16 protein-coding genes are annotated in these 15,007 nt (G+C 47.4%); 9 read left to right on the plus strand and 7 right to left on the minus strand.

The genetic code is table 11. From position 1 onward, the window contains the following. Positions 1 to 42: 42 nt before the first annotated feature. A complete protein-coding gene (locus tag G358_RS0118900) occupies positions 43 to 435 on the plus strand; it encodes a DUF1499 domain-containing protein (protein ID WP_019638818.1) in 393 nt (130 codons plus the stop codon). A gap of 69 nt (positions 436 to 504) precedes the next feature. Here G358_RS0118900 and tpx read toward each other — a convergent pair whose 3' ends face one another. Next, positions 505 to 1,026: a thiol peroxidase gene (tpx, locus tag G358_RS0118905; RefSeq protein WP_019638819.1), complete on the minus strand. Its 522-nt coding sequence runs from the start codon at positions 1,024 to 1,026 to the stop codon at positions 505 to 507. Positions 1,027 to 1,137: 111 nt separating this feature from the next. Here tpx and G358_RS0118910 point away from each other — a divergent pair, with 111 nt between their 5' ends. The 5 genes from G358_RS0118910 (at position 1,138) to G358_RS0118930 (ending at position 6,234) form a co-directional block, all read left to right on the plus strand. Beyond that, entirely contained in the window at positions 1,138 to 1,746 is a 609-nt protein-coding gene (locus G358_RS0118910) for a rhomboid family intramembrane serine protease (RefSeq protein WP_019638820.1), read from the plus strand. A gap of 103 nt (positions 1,747 to 1,849) precedes the next feature. Further along, the gene (gltC, locus tag G358_RS0118915; RefSeq protein ID WP_019638821.1) at positions 1,850 to 2,761 is read left to right on the plus strand and encodes a glutamate biosynthesis transcriptional regulator GltC; all 912 of its coding nucleotides are present in this window, start codon (positions 1,850 to 1,852) and stop codon (positions 2,759 to 2,761) included. 142 nt (positions 2,762 to 2,903) lie between these two features. Next, positions 2,904 to 3,785, plus strand: coding sequence for an ABC transporter ATP-binding protein (locus tag G358_RS0118920; RefSeq protein ID WP_019638822.1), 882 nt, complete (start codon positions 2,904 to 2,906; stop codon positions 3,783 to 3,785). After that, positions 3,782 to 5,407 carry an ABC-2 transporter permease gene (locus G358_RS0118925; protein WP_019638823.1) on the plus strand — a complete coding sequence of 542 codons (1,626 nt, stop codon included), beginning with the start codon at positions 3,782 to 3,784 and terminating at the stop codon, positions 5,405 to 5,407. The genes G358_RS0118920 and G358_RS0118925 overlap by 4 nt, the downstream gene beginning before the upstream one ends. Then, entirely contained in the window at positions 5,404 to 6,234 is an 831-nt protein-coding gene (locus tag G358_RS0118930; RefSeq protein WP_019638824.1) for a DUF4097 family beta strand repeat-containing protein, read from the plus strand. Before G358_RS0118925 ends, G358_RS0118930 begins: the two co-directional genes overlap by 4 nt. Before the next feature lie 63 nt (positions 6,235 to 6,297). Here G358_RS0118930 and G358_RS0118935 read toward each other — a convergent pair whose 3' ends face one another. The 5 genes from G358_RS0118935 to G358_RS31830 all read right to left on the minus strand — a co-directional run bounded on the left by G358_RS0118935 (position 6,298) and on the right by G358_RS31830 (position 10,198). Then, a complete protein-coding gene (locus G358_RS0118935) occupies positions 6,298 to 7,401 on the minus strand; it encodes a sensor histidine kinase (RefSeq protein WP_019638825.1) in 1,104 nt (367 codons plus the stop codon). 11 nt (positions 7,402 to 7,412) lie between these two features. Next, positions 7,413 to 8,135: a response regulator transcription factor gene (locus G358_RS0118940; protein WP_026342358.1), complete on the minus strand. Its 723-nt coding sequence runs from the start codon at positions 8,133 to 8,135 to the stop codon at positions 7,413 to 7,415. Between the two features lie 217 nt (positions 8,136 to 8,352). After that, complete coding sequence (locus G358_RS0118945; protein WP_019638827.1) at positions 8,353 to 9,039, minus strand: zinc metallopeptidase; 687 nt, start codon at positions 9,037 to 9,039, stop codon at positions 8,353 to 8,355. Positions 9,040 to 9,148: 109 nt separating this feature from the next. Further along, a complete protein-coding gene (locus G358_RS0118950; protein ID WP_019638828.1) occupies positions 9,149 to 9,583 on the minus strand; it encodes a MerR family transcriptional regulator in 435 nt (144 codons plus the stop codon). 102 nt (positions 9,584 to 9,685) lie between these two features. Further along, positions 9,686 to 10,198 (minus strand): M67 family metallopeptidase, encoded by a 513-nt coding sequence (locus tag G358_RS31830; RefSeq protein WP_019638829.1) that lies wholly within the window; start codon positions 10,196 to 10,198, stop codon positions 9,686 to 9,688. 119 nt (positions 10,199 to 10,317) lie between these two features. Between G358_RS31830 and G358_RS0118960 the strand changes: the two genes are divergently transcribed. Next, positions 10,318 to 10,911, plus strand: coding sequence for a TlpA family protein disulfide reductase (locus tag G358_RS0118960; RefSeq protein WP_019638830.1), 594 nt, complete (start codon positions 10,318 to 10,320; stop codon positions 10,909 to 10,911). Between the two features lie 134 nt (positions 10,912 to 11,045). On the opposite strand, the gene cimA is transcribed toward G358_RS0118960, so the two are convergent. Then, positions 11,046 to 12,662 (minus strand): citramalate synthase, encoded by a 1,617-nt coding sequence (gene cimA / locus G358_RS0118965; protein WP_019638831.1) that lies wholly within the window; start codon positions 12,660 to 12,662, stop codon positions 11,046 to 11,048. A gap of 281 nt (positions 12,663 to 12,943) precedes the next feature. Between cimA and G358_RS0118970 the strand changes: the two genes are divergently transcribed. Together G358_RS0118970 and G358_RS0118975 are read left to right on the plus strand one after the other, a co-directional pair. Then, complete coding sequence (locus G358_RS0118970) at positions 12,944 to 14,230, plus strand: DNA polymerase IV (RefSeq protein ID WP_019638832.1); 1,287 nt, start codon at positions 12,944 to 12,946, stop codon at positions 14,228 to 14,230. A gap of 119 nt (positions 14,231 to 14,349) precedes the next feature. Next, complete coding sequence (locus G358_RS0118975; protein WP_019638833.1) at positions 14,350 to 14,592, plus strand: ferredoxin; 243 nt, start codon at positions 14,350 to 14,352, stop codon at positions 14,590 to 14,592. The last annotated feature ends 415 nt before the right edge of the window (positions 14,593 to 15,007 follow it).

Here is a 15,007-nt window from a genome sequence, read left to right on the forward strand (position 1 = left end):
TACACTTTATGTCTCGCGACGAGTAGCGAAGGAGGAAGTAGAGTGTCATTAAAAAGAACGCTCATCGGTGTTTTCCGCAGTCAAGAAGGAACGAGTGACCGCGCCAAAATGCCTGAAATGAAAACAAGGTATTATCAATTGTCCAAAGATAAAATTTGGGAGGAAGTATCCTCGACATTAAAGAAAATTCCAGGCTATAAAGTGTTGCACGAGGTACAATCCGTCGGTGAGATCACGCTTGAGAAGAAGACCGCCTTCGGAAGAACGATGGATATTACCGTATCGATCGTATCGACGGGCCCGGTGCGCAGTGCGGTAGATATTTATTCGGCTACCCGGGGCTCTTTGGGCGATCTGGGGGGCAATTACCGCAACATTCTAAATCTGTATGCGGCGCTTGAGAAGAAGATCGGGGCCTATAAGGTTAGCTCTTAAATTAACAAAAAGCGAGCAGGGAAGAAATTCCTCCTACTCGCTTTTGTTATTCATAATATTACGCCGATCTTAGGATAGGAGAGCTTTAACTGCGGCTACAGCGTTATCGTAATTCGGATGCTCTGTCATTTCGCTCAAGTACTCGACATAAGTAATCTTATTATCTTTATCGAGGACGAATACAGAACGCTGATCCAGTTTAAACTCTTTAATTAGTACGCCGTAAGCCTGCCCGAAGGAATTGTCCTTGTAATCGGACAGTGTAACCACGCGATCGACACCAGCAGCTCCGCACCAGCGGGCTTGCGCGAAAGGCAGGTCTGCGCTTACTGTAAGGATCACTACGTCATCGCCAAGGCTGGCAGCTTCTTCGTTGAAGCGGCGTGTCTGTGCATCGCACACGCCTGTGTCCAAGGAGGGAACGACGCTGATCAATTTGATTTTACCTGCAAAGTCCTGAAGAGTCGCTTCTTCCAGCAGATTTTTATTCAATCGGAAGTCTGGGGCGCTGTCGCCCACCTTCAGTTCAGGACCAATCAGCGTAATAGGATTACCTTTAAACGTTGCTGCATTTGTACGTTCTTGTGACAATGTTAACTCCTCCTAAAACGTTTTTTGAGAGTACTCACAATTTTAATTATAGTCTTTTTAGAAAGTGCTTGTCCAACATTAGGAAAATAAACAACGTGAAGGAAGGATTTTATGATATTTATTCGCCATGAAAATTGGAAGAGCTATTTAAAATTTTATCCCGTCACCTGTTTCATTGCCGCCATAAATGTGATTGTGTTTATCCTAGTTTGGATAAAGGGTGCCACGAACATCACGCTACTGGAATTCGGTGCAGTCACCAACGTTGAACCGTTCGCCGGCGAATGGTGGCGTTATATTGCGTCGATATTTTTGCACGGCGAGTTTACACATTTATTTTCCAACAGCTTCGCCATTCTGATCTTTACACCGCCAATGGAACGGCTGCTGGGCCACTGGAGGTATATCGTGCTTTACCTCGGCAGCGGGATCGTCGCCAATCTGATCATTGGAGCCGTGTACGAGCGAACGGCAGAGCATATGCTGGCGAATGGGGCTTCAGCGGCGGTCTATGGCGTGTTTGGAGCGTTCCTTTACGTAGCTCTGTTCCAGAGGGCCTTAATGGATGAAGCTTCTCGTAAAACCCTCTATAGCCTATTAATCGTCTTTGTTATTTTTTCGTTCTTGATACCACAAGTAAGCTGGGTAGGGCATCTTTCCGGTCTCGCTAGCGGCTTCTTTATTTATGGGTTAATTATACGGCTGTTAAAACGACATTGAACCCCCACAGAGTAAATGGTAAAGTTATGATAGATTAAATATGATGTAAGTATAGTTTCCCAATAGGGGTTAAGACAGGAATCGAAATGGAGCGATCAGATTCGTGGAATTAAGACAACTGCAGTACTTTGTGAAGGTGGCGAAGAAGGAGCATGTGACACAGGCAGCTGAAGAGCTTCACGTTGCTCAGTCCGCTGTAAGCAGACAAATTCACCAATTGGAGCAGGAACTTGGAGTTGACTTGTTCATGCAGAAGGGGCGAAATTTACATTTAACAGCGGTCGGCCAGCTCTTTTGCAGCCGGGTAGAGACGATCCTTAAGGAATTGGATCGCGCTGTTAATGAGGTACACGAATTTATTGATCCAGAGCAGGGAGAAATTCGCCTTGGCTTTCCGCATAGTCTCGGCGTTCATGTTATTCCGAGTGTAGTCGCCGAGTTCCGCAAACTGTATCCGAACGTGAAATTTAGATTTAAGCAGGGGATGTACCCTACGCTTATCCGTGACGTTGTATCCGCGGAAGTAGATCTTGCTTTCATATCTCCATTTCCGGAAAATCATAATCAGGTCGCCGGGAATGTGATGCTCACCGAGGATTTGGTCGCCATATTGCCTCCGGGTCATCCGCTTGCCAATGAGCAGAGTATTAAACTGAATCAATTAAAGGATGATAAATTTATTTTATTCAGCAAGGGTTATTCTTTAAGGCCAATCGTTTGGCACGCCTGCCTGGAGGCCGGCTTTACGCCAAAAGTCGCCTTTGAAGGGGAGGAGACAGACACGATACGAGGCCTGGTCGCGGCCGGGATGGGCGTAAGCCTTCTCCCTGAAGTCGCGCTGTTCCAGAGCTTCTCGCTTCAGCCGGCCAGGGTCCGCATCTCTGCGCCAAAAGTAACGCGCACGATCGGATTGATCCACCGTGCAGACGATAAATTGCCTCTTGTTGCGCAATCATTTCGCGTCTTTCTACTCGAATATTTCGGACTACCCCCCGATACACCGCCAAGTCAATGACTGGCGGTTTTTTTTATCTGCAAATTCACTTTTAAGTTACCTTTGCGCTTTTTTTACTTTATTTTTACTTTGACTATTTATACTGCAATTAAAGGCCGTGAGACAAGGCTGGAAAATATGGAAATGATGAGGCGTGGTGAAAATGCAGAAAGAATTAATTATTGAGCACGTAACAAAGTCGTATGGTTCAAAGCAGGCGTTAAATCAGGTTACCTTGCATTTAAAACCAGGTGTACTGGGATTACTAGGGCCCAATGGAGCGGGAAAATCAACCTTGATGCGAATATTATCTACGATTGAAAAGCCTACGGAAGGCGTCGTTACCTGGAACGGAACGGACATCGGCAAGCACCCCGATGTTCTGCGGACGGAACTCGGTTATTTGCCGCAGGACTTTGGCGTCTACCCGAATATGAATCCGCTCGAATTTTTGGAATATATGGCGGCTATGAAAGGGCTGCGGATGAAATCGGCCCGCAAAAGAATAGACGAGCTGCTCGAAATTTTAAATTTAGCTAACGACCGTAAAAAACTGCTTGGCGGGTTTTCCGGCGGCATGAAGCAGCGGGTAGGCATTGCGCAAGCACTGTTAAACGATCCGTCACTGCTGATTGTCGATGAGCCGACAGTAGGACTCGATCCGGAGGAGCGGATCAGGTTCAGAAATCTTTTGTCGACGATGTCGTCCAACCGGATCGTGATTTTATCGACTCATATCGTAACGGATATCGAATCGATCGCTCCCAATATTGCGATTTTGTTCAAAGGGCGCTTAGTTACATACACGACGCCGGAAGGTCTGATCCAGGGAGCGGACCACAAAGTGTGGCAATGTATCATTCCGACAGCAGAGCTGCAGGAGATGCAGGATAAATATATGATTAGCAGCGCGATTCACCGCAGCGATGGGGTACATGCCAGAATCGTTTCTGATTTCCGGCCCAGCCAGAATGCGTTGCCGCTGCCATCTACGCTGGAGGATGCCTATTTGTACGCCGTGTCACCCCTGGGAGGCGCATTATGATGAACGTATGGCATATTTACGGCTGCCTGATCCGAAACAACCTGATTAAGCAGATGAGAAGCTACTCCTTCTTAATTGTCGTTTTGCTTACGCTGTTTCTGGGCTATGCTTGTGTGCCTTCGCCTGCCAGCGGCTATCAGGTGTTCTATATTGGCGGGGTTCGGGGAGTTTACAACTCCGCTTGGCTAGGCGGTATGGTTACGATGCTCTCGACCTTGCTGCTATGGCTGTTCGCCTTCTTCATGCTGCGAAGTCAAGTGTCTGAGGATGAGCGCAGGAAGGTCGGTCAAGTTATCGCCTCGACGCCCGTATCCAATTTTCGGTACATTGCCAGCAAAGCGATATCGAACTATGTAGTTTTACTCGTCATTGAGCTGATTTTGTTTCTGGCCTTCATGGCAATGCAGCTCATCCGGGGCGAAGATTATCAGCTGCAAATTTTGGATTATGCCCAGCCATTTTTGTTTATCGTCATGCCTTCGTTGCTGGTGCTAGCTGCTTTAACTGTATTTTTTGATGTCTTTCCCGGCTTGAAGGGCGTAGTAGGCAACATCATCTTCTTTGGATTATGGGTATTCTTCAGCGTCATTTCGATCGCTGTGCCAAACAGCTTTTTGGACGTATTCGGGCTGGATATGATTCGCACCGATATGGTCCAGGAGGCTTCACTCCAGTATGATTTTCTCAACAACAGCCAAGAGGGAGGCAGCTTCGGATATTATCCGGTGGAAGGAGCAAGCCCTACGTTTGAATGGCATGGGGTCGACTGGGAGCCTGGCATGCTGGTCCAGCGGCTGATTTGGACAGGGATTGCCCTGGTGATCATCTTACTATCTGCGCTTGTGTTCAATCGCTTCAAAACGCCGCAAAGTCGCAGAACCAGCGTGATTCCTCTCAGCTATGAATCGAGGAAAAAGGCGCCGGCTCAACCGGGGTGGAAGGAGGATTTCTCTCTATCACCAGTACAGAAAGAGAAAGGCATCCGCTTAATGAGATTAATCCGTGCTGAGCTTGTCGTGATGCTTAAGGGCAGCTCGATCTGGTGGTACTTGCTCGTATTGGGCAGCATCGTCAGCAGTCTGCTGATCCCGCTCGATAAAATGCAAAGCTGGCTGCCGCTGCTCATGCTATGGCCGATCGCTATTTGGTCGCAAATGGGAACGAGAGAGAAGTACTATTTTACCCGGGATATGATACTGTCCAGCTGTCCGCCGCTAAAAAGATTTTTTGCCGTTTGGGTGTCAGGGATCGTGGTGGCCGTGCTGATTTCCTCGGGCGTGCTCATTCATTTCGCCATGGATGGGAAGTGGGAAGCGGTGATGACCTGGATGGCAGGAGCTATCTTTGCTCCGACTTTGGCCATGACACTGGGGACCTTGAGCGGAACGCGGAAAATGTTTGAGGTCGTATATATTTTATGGTGGTATATGGGGCCGGTAAACAGTTTGCCTTACTTGGATTTCCTGGGCATCTCGGCGAACCATTCCACAGTGTATTTAATAGTGACGTGTATTTTGTTCGTGGCTGCTCTTGCGGGGCAACAAATTGCAACGGGGGCTGCAGCTTTCGGCAGCTTCCAAAAAAGCAGATCAAAGCAGCACTACAAAGGAGGAGTTTCATGAGAAGCAAGGGAAGAAAAACAATGAAAGCAATAAAAACAATAATGTCGGCGGTATGTATTAGTATTTTGGCGATAGCTTTAACGGGATGCGGGTCGCAAGCAAACTCTGACAACAACAAGAGCAGTGCGCAAGCTTTTGACGCCAATCAGGTCGCAGAAGTTATTGTGCACACTGGGGGACAGAATATCGATATTCGTCCAGCAGCCGGCACAGAAGTAAAGGTAGGTGCAAAAGCCGGCAAGGAGGCAAAAATTAGCCTAAATGGGGACGTACTTAATATTGATTGGGGCGATTCCTCTAAAATAGTGAATTTTAAAACAGATACTTTGCAAATAGAGCTGCCGGACAAACAATATCGTAAAATCAGCCTGACTACAGCTTCAGGAGAAATTAAAGGCGATAAGCTAAAGGCGGATGAGCTAGTGGTCGGAAGTGATTCGGGGAAAGTTGAGATCACTGGTTTTGAGGGCGGCAAAGTCGCAGGAAATGTAATTGCCGGCGATCTGGAGCTGAAGGACATTACAGGTGACTTTCAAGTCGGAAACGATACGGGAAGCGTGAAAATATCGCATTCGGGCGCGTTGATGCAACAAAGCAGGATTACAACGGGAACGGGGAACATTGAGCTGAAATTTGTGGATGCGCCGGGATCTCTAAAGCTGGATGCATCAACAGAATCGGGAAAAATTGACTCCTCGCTTACCGGGGCCTCTGATGTAAGCGAAAAAGGGGCAGGCCAGCAATTGACAGCGCAGATCGGTTCCGCAGGGGGAGATAGCCCGAGTTTAACCATCAAGTCATCTTCCGGCAGCATTTATATTAAATAGACGTTCACAGAAGGGCCGCCCCTTCAGGTCTGATAAGATCTGTAAGGGGCGGCTTTTAAGCTGCTAATTTACGAAGGGAAGAATGATAAAGAAAGAGGTTCCTTTGCCTTGCTCGCTATCTACTGTAATGTAGCCGCCGTGCGCCTCGATAAGGTCTTTGACAATGGCCATCCCTAATCCCATCCCGTATTTCTCGGAGCGAATGGACGACATGCCGCGATAATATTTCTTATACAAATTTTCGAGTGTTTGTTGATCCATTCCGACGCCGTTGTCTTGGATCGTTATTTTCACGAACTGGTTATTTTCATTGCTTAAAGAGACGTTGATCTGGGTCCCTTCGGGGTTATGCAGAATCGCATTCATAAGCAAGTTTTGCATCGCACGGTAAAGCAGCCTTTTGTCAAAGGAAAGCAGCACGGCGGTTTCTTCGGAGTGAAAGCTTAGATCATATTGCTCATAGTTCGGGTCGTTCCAGGTGTCCGCCAGCAGTCCCTTGATAAATTCGACGATGTTTCCTTCCTCCAGCTTAAGCGGGATAAGCGACTTTGTCTGATTGATTTGCAAAGAGAGATTGAAGTCTTGAATCAAAGCCTCCATCTGCTCACCCTTCTTCAAGATTTCTTGCAAGAAATCATGTCTTTCTTCTTCGTTCCAAGTATAATCCTTATTCAGCAATAAGGCGGAATAGCCTGTTATGTATGTTAGCGGAGTTTTTAAATCATGCGAGACCCCGGCAATCCAGTCCTTTTTTAGCTGCTCAAGCTGCTCTCTTTCCTGCTCCGCCTTTTGCAGGCTTAGGGACAGTTCATTAATATTGGATAGGACCTCGCTGTACAAACGATAAGGAGCCTTCAGCTTTCCCTGCCGCGTCAAAATGCTTCTGTTTACTTCAGGTGGGCCATATACGCCTTTGGACAATTGCGAAATCCAGGAAATGATATACCATATCGGATTGCTGAAATACCAGCTGAAGAAGATGCTGGACAGCGCCACACTTAGCGCGAATACTACAAGTACGAGCAGGTCATAGCCAGGCATGTCCTCGTATAACCCGATTACCGGAAACAGCCCGTCGATCGTCAGCATGAAAATAAGGCCCATAATCAACAGCCAAATGCATAAGCCAATGATAAAATGAAGTCCGAAACGCAGTTTAATGTTCATAAGCGCCACCTTTACTGAGGAGGAACAAACTTATATCCAATCCCTTTCATATTAATGATGATTTGGGGGGATTTTGGTTTGTTTTCGAGTTTTTTTCTTATTTTTGAAATATGCATGGCGACGGTCTTCTCTTCTCCGTAATAAGGTTCTTCTCCCCAGACCAATTGATAGATTTGGGTGGAGGTGAAAATTCGATTAGGATTTCTAAAAAAGAACTCGAGCAAATCCAGTTCTTTCGCCGTACACTCATAGCTTTGATCGTTGACGAGCAGCAGGGCGTCAGCCGGCTTTAAGACAAGATGGCCATAGTGGTATTCCCGGCTGTCTTTATGATCCAGTTTTTCGTACAGGTTAGCCCGGTCCAGACTTTGTCTCCGGAACAAGCTTTGAATTCTGGCAACCACCTCGAGTGGATTAAACGGTTTAGTAATATAATCGTCTCCGCCGATTCCGAGTCCGGTCAATTTATCAAAATCGCTCGAACAGGAACTAATAAAAATAATAGGGGTGTTCGTCTTGCTTCTAATTTTCGTGCATAGCTCAAAGCCATGAATGTCAGGGAGCATCACGTCCAATAAAATAACGTCAAATGAATGTCTGTCAATGAGCTCCAACGCTGCATTCCCTGATGAGCAAGTGTAGATGGAATCGTACCGCTCCTTCTTTAAAATAATTTCCAATAACGTCAAAATACCTTCTTCATCATCGACTAGAAGTATTTTCTCGGGTCTGATCAATATGTATTTCCTCCCTATCAACTGCAGTGTACGGCGCTAGTTTCGTTCATCTTACCTCAATTATACAATTTATTTCAATATATGGATGGATGTTTTGAAGAAAGGAAGGCGGTAAAAGTAAAAGGCGATAGGGTGAAAATACAAAAAACGGAGAAACGCCGGCGGATCCGCCAGTTTTCTCCGGGTATTATCATCTATTTAAGCTCACGCTGCATTATTCGCGAGCACGGCTTTCCAGTAAAATCATAACGAAACGGAGCAGCTCCAGCAGGGAAATTAGCGCTGCAGCGACATAGGTCAGGGCGGCTGCGTTTAGAACCTTGCCCACCTGCTGCTCTTCGCTGTGGGAGACCAAGCCGAGGCTTAGCATACCTTTGCGCGCCCGATGGGTAGCATCGAACTCTACAGGCAAAGTAACCAGCTGGAACAGAACGGCGAAAGAGAAGAAGAATACGCCAACCCAGGCCAGATTCAGTGCGCCGAAGATGAAGCCGGCAAGAATGAGAAACGGCGACACGCGCGAAGTCAGATTGACGACAGGGAACATTTTGTGACGCAGCACAAGCATGGAATACGATTCCTTGTGTTGTATTGCATGACCGACCTCATGACAGGCTACAGCGACCGAGGAAATGGAATTTTCATAAAATACGGGCTCTGATAGCCGGACTACACGTTTCATCGGATCGTAGTGATCTGTCAGACTGCCGCGCACAGGTTCGATTGGGATATCGTACAAACCGTTGGCGTCCAGCATCCGCCGTGCGGCGTCGTGTCCGGTCAAGCCATACAAATTGGGAACTTTTGCGAAACGGTTAAACGTGCCTTTTACTTTAAATTGTGCCCAAAAGGACAAAGCAATGGCTATAATAAGCAGCAAAAAAATAACATTAGAGTTCATGGTGTTTATTCCCCCTGTTGAATGTAGTGTCATAGTAGTCTTAGGCGAATAATTTGATCGTAGATGTTCTGTTATTATTTTATTAGTATTTATTATATTTTATTTAATTTTAAATAAATGGTCCCTGATTAATTAAAATATATAGTGCATCGATACAGGCGAGGCTTTGCGGCATTAGACTAGAAAACGCTTTGCGAGCCTGCCCCGGCTTTAAATTGGATATGAGCGGCTCGAGTTCCTTGACTTCCCGCTCCAGCCTCTGCATATGAATTTCGAGCGAGCTTAATTTTTCCGTTACTTGCTCTTCATGACTAACCTTGTTCCATTGCTCCAGTTTTGCGCGAATCTCCTCTAAAGTATATTTCTCCTGTTTTAACTGATTAATTCGCTTCAACTGGTTCAAGGTCTCCGAGCTATACAAACGATAATTTGTCTCTGTTCGTGTCTCCGGCTTAATGAGCATCAGCTTCGTGTAGTAGTCAATCGTTCGTTCACTTACGTTTGCCGCTTTGGCCAGCTCGCCGATTTTGTATAATTGGATCATCCCAAAAGGCTCACCTCACTCCTGAAGACTCATTGTTTTTATATATGATTCTATAAAATAATGATACCTGAAACATAACTGTACAGTCAAACGTTATGCTTTCTAATCGCTAGTTACTATCTTTGAATCCATAATGACTATGTCAGCCGGGTCTAACGTTGGTAATTTTGATCCCATTCGAGTAACATGATATCCATTCAGAGTAAATCGGTAACCGTCATGCGCCTCTTGAACAATATCCTCCGCCGGATGGCAAGATCCGATGAGATACAGCCTTAACAAGCTGGAAAATAAGGGCAGCTGCTGCAAGTCGGTCTCCGAAGGAACAGGGAGGGCGGAGGGATGGCTATGGAAGAGCCCGATTAGCCTGGAATTGAAGCAGCACTTTACCCATTGTTCCGGGTCCAGCACAAAGTTCTGATGCGGGCGGGGCGACACATTTCTGATCGGTAGATAGCTGTCAATGACGGGGGGATCCGCGGTCATATTGCCAAATAAGACCCCGCAAGCTTCCTGGGGATACCGGCTTGAGGCATCTTCCTTCATCTGCTCATAAACGTGCGGGACGATCACCCATTTATGGGGAAGGCGGTGCTGCTCGCCGTGATTCCACATTACATGTTCACCTCATTTCAGCGATTGTAACAATTTATGAAAAAAGGGTACAATAACAAATATCAATCCTTTACGCCAGGATCATGTACGATTACAACAAGCAAAGGAAGAAATGTCAAATGAGAAGAAAAAATTTATGGATATTGGTGGCTATGCTAATTTTATTAGGGATTGCACTGTACCAGAATTCCGGGTCAGACCTGTTATCGCTTGGACTGGGGGGAAAGGAGCCGGCAACCGGACAAAAAGAGGTGAAAACCTTAGGAACAGCCGTCGCTGAAAAGGCACCCAAGCCTGGCTCATTATCCCCTTCCTTTGCCTTGCCAGGAATGGATGGGCAGACCTATAAGGTGGGGGGAGAGCGGGACAAGCCGGTGCTGGTAAATTTCTGGGCGTCCTGGTGCGATCCTTGCAAGGACGAGGCACCCGATCTGGTCAAAATGTATGAGAAATACGGAGATAAGTTAGACATATACGGCGTTAATGTCACCGCCTACGATACGGTTGAGCAAGCAGAGGCGTTTGTGCAGGAATACGGCATTAAATTTCCGGTTCTTCTGGATAAGAAAGAGGAAGCCTACAAACTGTTTAACGGGATAGCTTTCCCGACGAACGTACTCATTGATCAAAATGGCGTTATTCAAGACGTTGTTGTAGGTATTTTGCCGCCGAAAGATTTGGAGGCTAAGGTAAAGAAACTGCTGAATTCCTAGCTTTCTTTCTAAGTAAAGGAGGCGGCTAGCGAATGCCGCTCGCTTAAATTGAGAAAGCCCGGATGTCCTGTTGTTAAGGATTATCCGGGCTTTCTGCGGCCATTGGTCATATGGAAAATTGAATAACGGGGGGATCAGTGATTCATTAATCCTTGTCCCGCGGACTTCAATTCTTCGTGCTCATGTTTTGTTTGCCCAAGCAGGGCGTACCGCAGACTGTCTACGAGAGCTTCCCAGCTAGCTTCAATGACATTGCTGGACACTCCGACTGTACTCCAGGAGTTTAAGGCATCCTTCGATTCAATTAGAACTCTGACTTTGGAGGCTGTAGCATCTTTATCGTCAAGCACTCTGACTTTGTAATCGGATAAGTGAATGCTGCTTAATCCAGGGTAGTAAGAAATCAGCGCCTTGCGCAGGGCATTGTCGAGAGCGTTCACAGGACCATTGCCTTCGGCAGCCGTATACAGGCTGTTCCCGTCGATGTTCAGTTTAATAAATGCTTCGGAGACGACAGGCTTGCCGGCGGATTTCTCGACGAGCATCTTAAACGATTCAAAGACGAACAGCTCCTTCATCTCCCCGTTTGCCTGGCGAAGCAGCAGCTCTAGGGAGGCGTCTGCGCCCTCGAACTGATAGCCCTGATGCTCCAGATCTTTGATTTTTGATATGACTTGCCGTGTCTCCTCGTTCTCAGGATCAAATTTGATGCCCATTTCCTGCGCCTTGGAGAGGATGTTGCTCTGTCCGGCGAGCTCGGAAACAAGCACCCGCTGGCGGTTGCCGACCGTTTCCGGGGTAATGTGCTCGTAAGTACGCGAATCGCGCAAAATCGCCGACACGTGGATGCCCCCCTTATGGGCGAAAGCAGCCGTGCCTACATACGGCTGTCCTACCGGCATGTGCACATTGGCGATCTCACTGACGTAGCGTGCCGTATTCGTAAGCTGATTCAGTTGCTCCGGGTCAATGACGTCATAGCCAAGCTTGAGCTGCAGATTAGGGATAATCGAGCACAGGTTGGCATTTCCGCAGCGCTCCCCGTAGCCATTCATCGTCCCTTGAACTTGCTCGGCCCCTGCGCGAATGGCGTTCAGCGCGTTGGCGACAGCCAATTCACAGTCATTATGCGTATGAATTCCAAGCCGTGCAGTTGTAACGCGGCCAGCAAGCACAGAGACGATATCATACACCTCATGCGGCATCGTACCGCCGTTCGTATCGCACATGACCAGCCAGTCTGCCCCGGCTTCCTCTGCCTTGCGCATGACGGCCAGAGCATATTCAGGATTGTTCTTGTATCCGTCGAAGAAATGCTCGGCATCGAACAGCACTTCCATTCCTTCCCGCTTCAAATAAGCGATGGAATCGTAAATCATCGCCAGGTTCTCTTCCAATGTCGTCTGGAGAGCGGTATGCACGTGGAAATCCCACGATTTGCCGACCAGGGAGGTCGCTCTGGCTCCGGATTCGAGTATGCGTTTCAAATTAGGATCGTGCTCAGCGATGCTGTCTTTACGCCGGGTGCTCCCGAAAGCGGTTATTTTAGCAGATAGTTTGAGTTCCTGAACTCTTTTGAAAAACTCAATGTCCTTACTGTTACTGCCAGGAATGCCGCCTTCGATATAATGAACACCCAGTTGATCCAGCTTTTTGGCTATCTTCAACTTATCGTCCGCAGACAGGCTAATTCCTTCGCCCTGAGTGCCATCACGTAATGTTGTGTCGAAGATGGTTACAGCCTTTGACATAATGAAAATGTCCCCCTTTTTGGATATCATCTGAGTGTCAGCTCTGATTTTATAATTTCTAATTATAGCATTTGTGTTTTAAATGTGACACCGTTTTTATGAATTTGCCCGGTTGTGTTGACCCTGATTGGCGATAAATGTATGCTTTCCTTGTATATAGCTTTTCAGGGGCAGCGTTCAAGAAGACAGAAGCCTAATGGCAGAAAACTGTATACCCAACCAATTTCTCGAAGGATGACACCACTTTAAATAAATAGTTTGTTAAAAAAGAGGGAACGCTAGTGAGAAATATCGACGATTATTATCCTGTGAACGGCAGGGTGGTTCTTCATATCGATATGAATGCATTTTATTGTTCTGTCCATGAGGCCGAGGAGCCGCAGAAGTACCGGAACAAACCGACAGCGGTCGCGGGAAGCGTTGAATTGCGCAAAGGGGTTATCGTCACCTGCTCCTATGCTGCACGGGCCAGAGGAATAAGGACGGGAATGACCGTCAGGGAGGGGCTGCGGAAATATCCGAAGCTTATTCTGATCGCTCCGGACTTTCATCTGTACCGCCGTTATTCGAAGGCTTTTATGGACATTGCTTATCGGTACACGCCGCTGCTGCAGGCCACATCCATCGATGAATGTTATTTGGACATTACCGGTTCCAGGCAGTTCGGCACCCCGCTGGAGATCGCCCATGAAATTCAATCGCGGATTGCCGCAGAGCTAGGGCTGCCTTGTTCGATTGGCATCGCGCCGAACAAACTGCTGGCCAAGATGGCGTCCGACATGAAGAAGCCGAAAGGCATTACGGTGCTTCGTTTGCGCGACGTGCCGTCGTTGCTCTGGGATAAGCCGTGCAGCGAGCTGTTCGGCATCGGCCGCAAGACGGGGGAGAAGCTGAAGAAGATGGGAATCTACACGCTGGGTCAGCTTGCCGCGACGGATGAGCAGGTGCTGTCCGAAAGGTTTGGCGTTATGGGTTTATGGATGAAGCAGGCAGCTCACGGCATTGACGAATCACCTGTCCGTGAAGAACGGGAGAAGAATAAATCCATCGGCCATACGACAACGCTGCCCAGGGACGTTACAGATCTGGAAGATGTGAAGCGAATCATGCTGAATTTGGCGGATCAGGTGGCTAGGCGTTTGCGCCGCCAGCAATTGATGGCGCAAACGGTGCAAATTACGATTCGTACGCCCGACATGAAGACGATTACTCGATCGCAGACACTCGGGAACGTAACGGAACAGGCGGACGACATTTATCGTGAAGCATGTGAGCTGTATCTTCGTCACTGGAACAAAGGCAAGCCGATAAGGCTGCTTGGCATCACACTGCAAAATTTGGTGCCGCGGGAGAGCTCGGCACTCCAGCTGGATCTGTTTGACTACGAGCAGCAGCCTAAAAAGGAATCGCTAACCAAGACGATGGATTTGCTGCGGGATAAATTCGGGGAGGATGCGATATTGACCGCAGGCATGCTTAGCGATGATCCTTCTGCGCTTATCCGGAACTACAAAATTCGCGGCACATCTCTGCAAACCGATTTTCTCCGGGAAAATCGGGAGGAATGATAATGATTATCAACGGAAAATGATGACAAATCATTTGAAATTGCTTTCTTTTTATATTATATTGATCATGGTGGTAGCATTTCACCGCACTTGTACCGTTTATCAGGAGGCAGATAAAGATGGCGAAATATACTTGGGTAGAGAAAGATACTTGTATCGCTTGCGGCGCTTGTGGTGCTACGGCACCGGATATTTACGATTATGACGATGAAGGCTTGGCTGAAGTAATCTACGAAAATGACGGAAACCGCGGTGTAACGGAAATTCCGGAAGACTTGTACGATGACCTTCAGGATGCATCGGACGGATGCCCAACGGATTCCATCAAGATCGCAGATACTCCGTTCAATATGGAAGGTTAAGGTATAGAAACGGTAAACTTATCCTCGTCTGTGGAGAAGCACCCCGCTTAGGATGGCTAGGGGGTGCTTTTTGCCGTTGTACTGACTTGGGACCACATTCGGGTCCCTTTATATTTGGGCTTTAGCCAGTTGAGTGCGCGAAACGCGCGAAACAAAAAAACTACCCGCTATGCGTGTAGAAGGATCGAGTGTTTGATCACCAAGACCATTCCGTACAATTGAGATGTTCAGGCTCAAGGGAAAGGAATGGTTTTGGATGGCAAACCCGAAAATTACAGTGAAAGCCCCCGGCCTCAAACTAACGCCTATATTGTCCTTCACCCTGCAGAACATTTACAGATTTCTGCATCCTATACTTCTGCATCCTATACTAAGTATTTACGAATGGCCACGCAGTCACGCTGGAAAACCACGT

Origin of the sequence: Paenibacillus fonticola DSM 21315 (assembly GCF_000381905.1) — a bacterium.
GTDB classification, from domain to species: domain Bacteria; phylum Bacillota; class Bacilli; order Paenibacillales; family Paenibacillaceae; genus Fontibacillus; species Fontibacillus fonticola.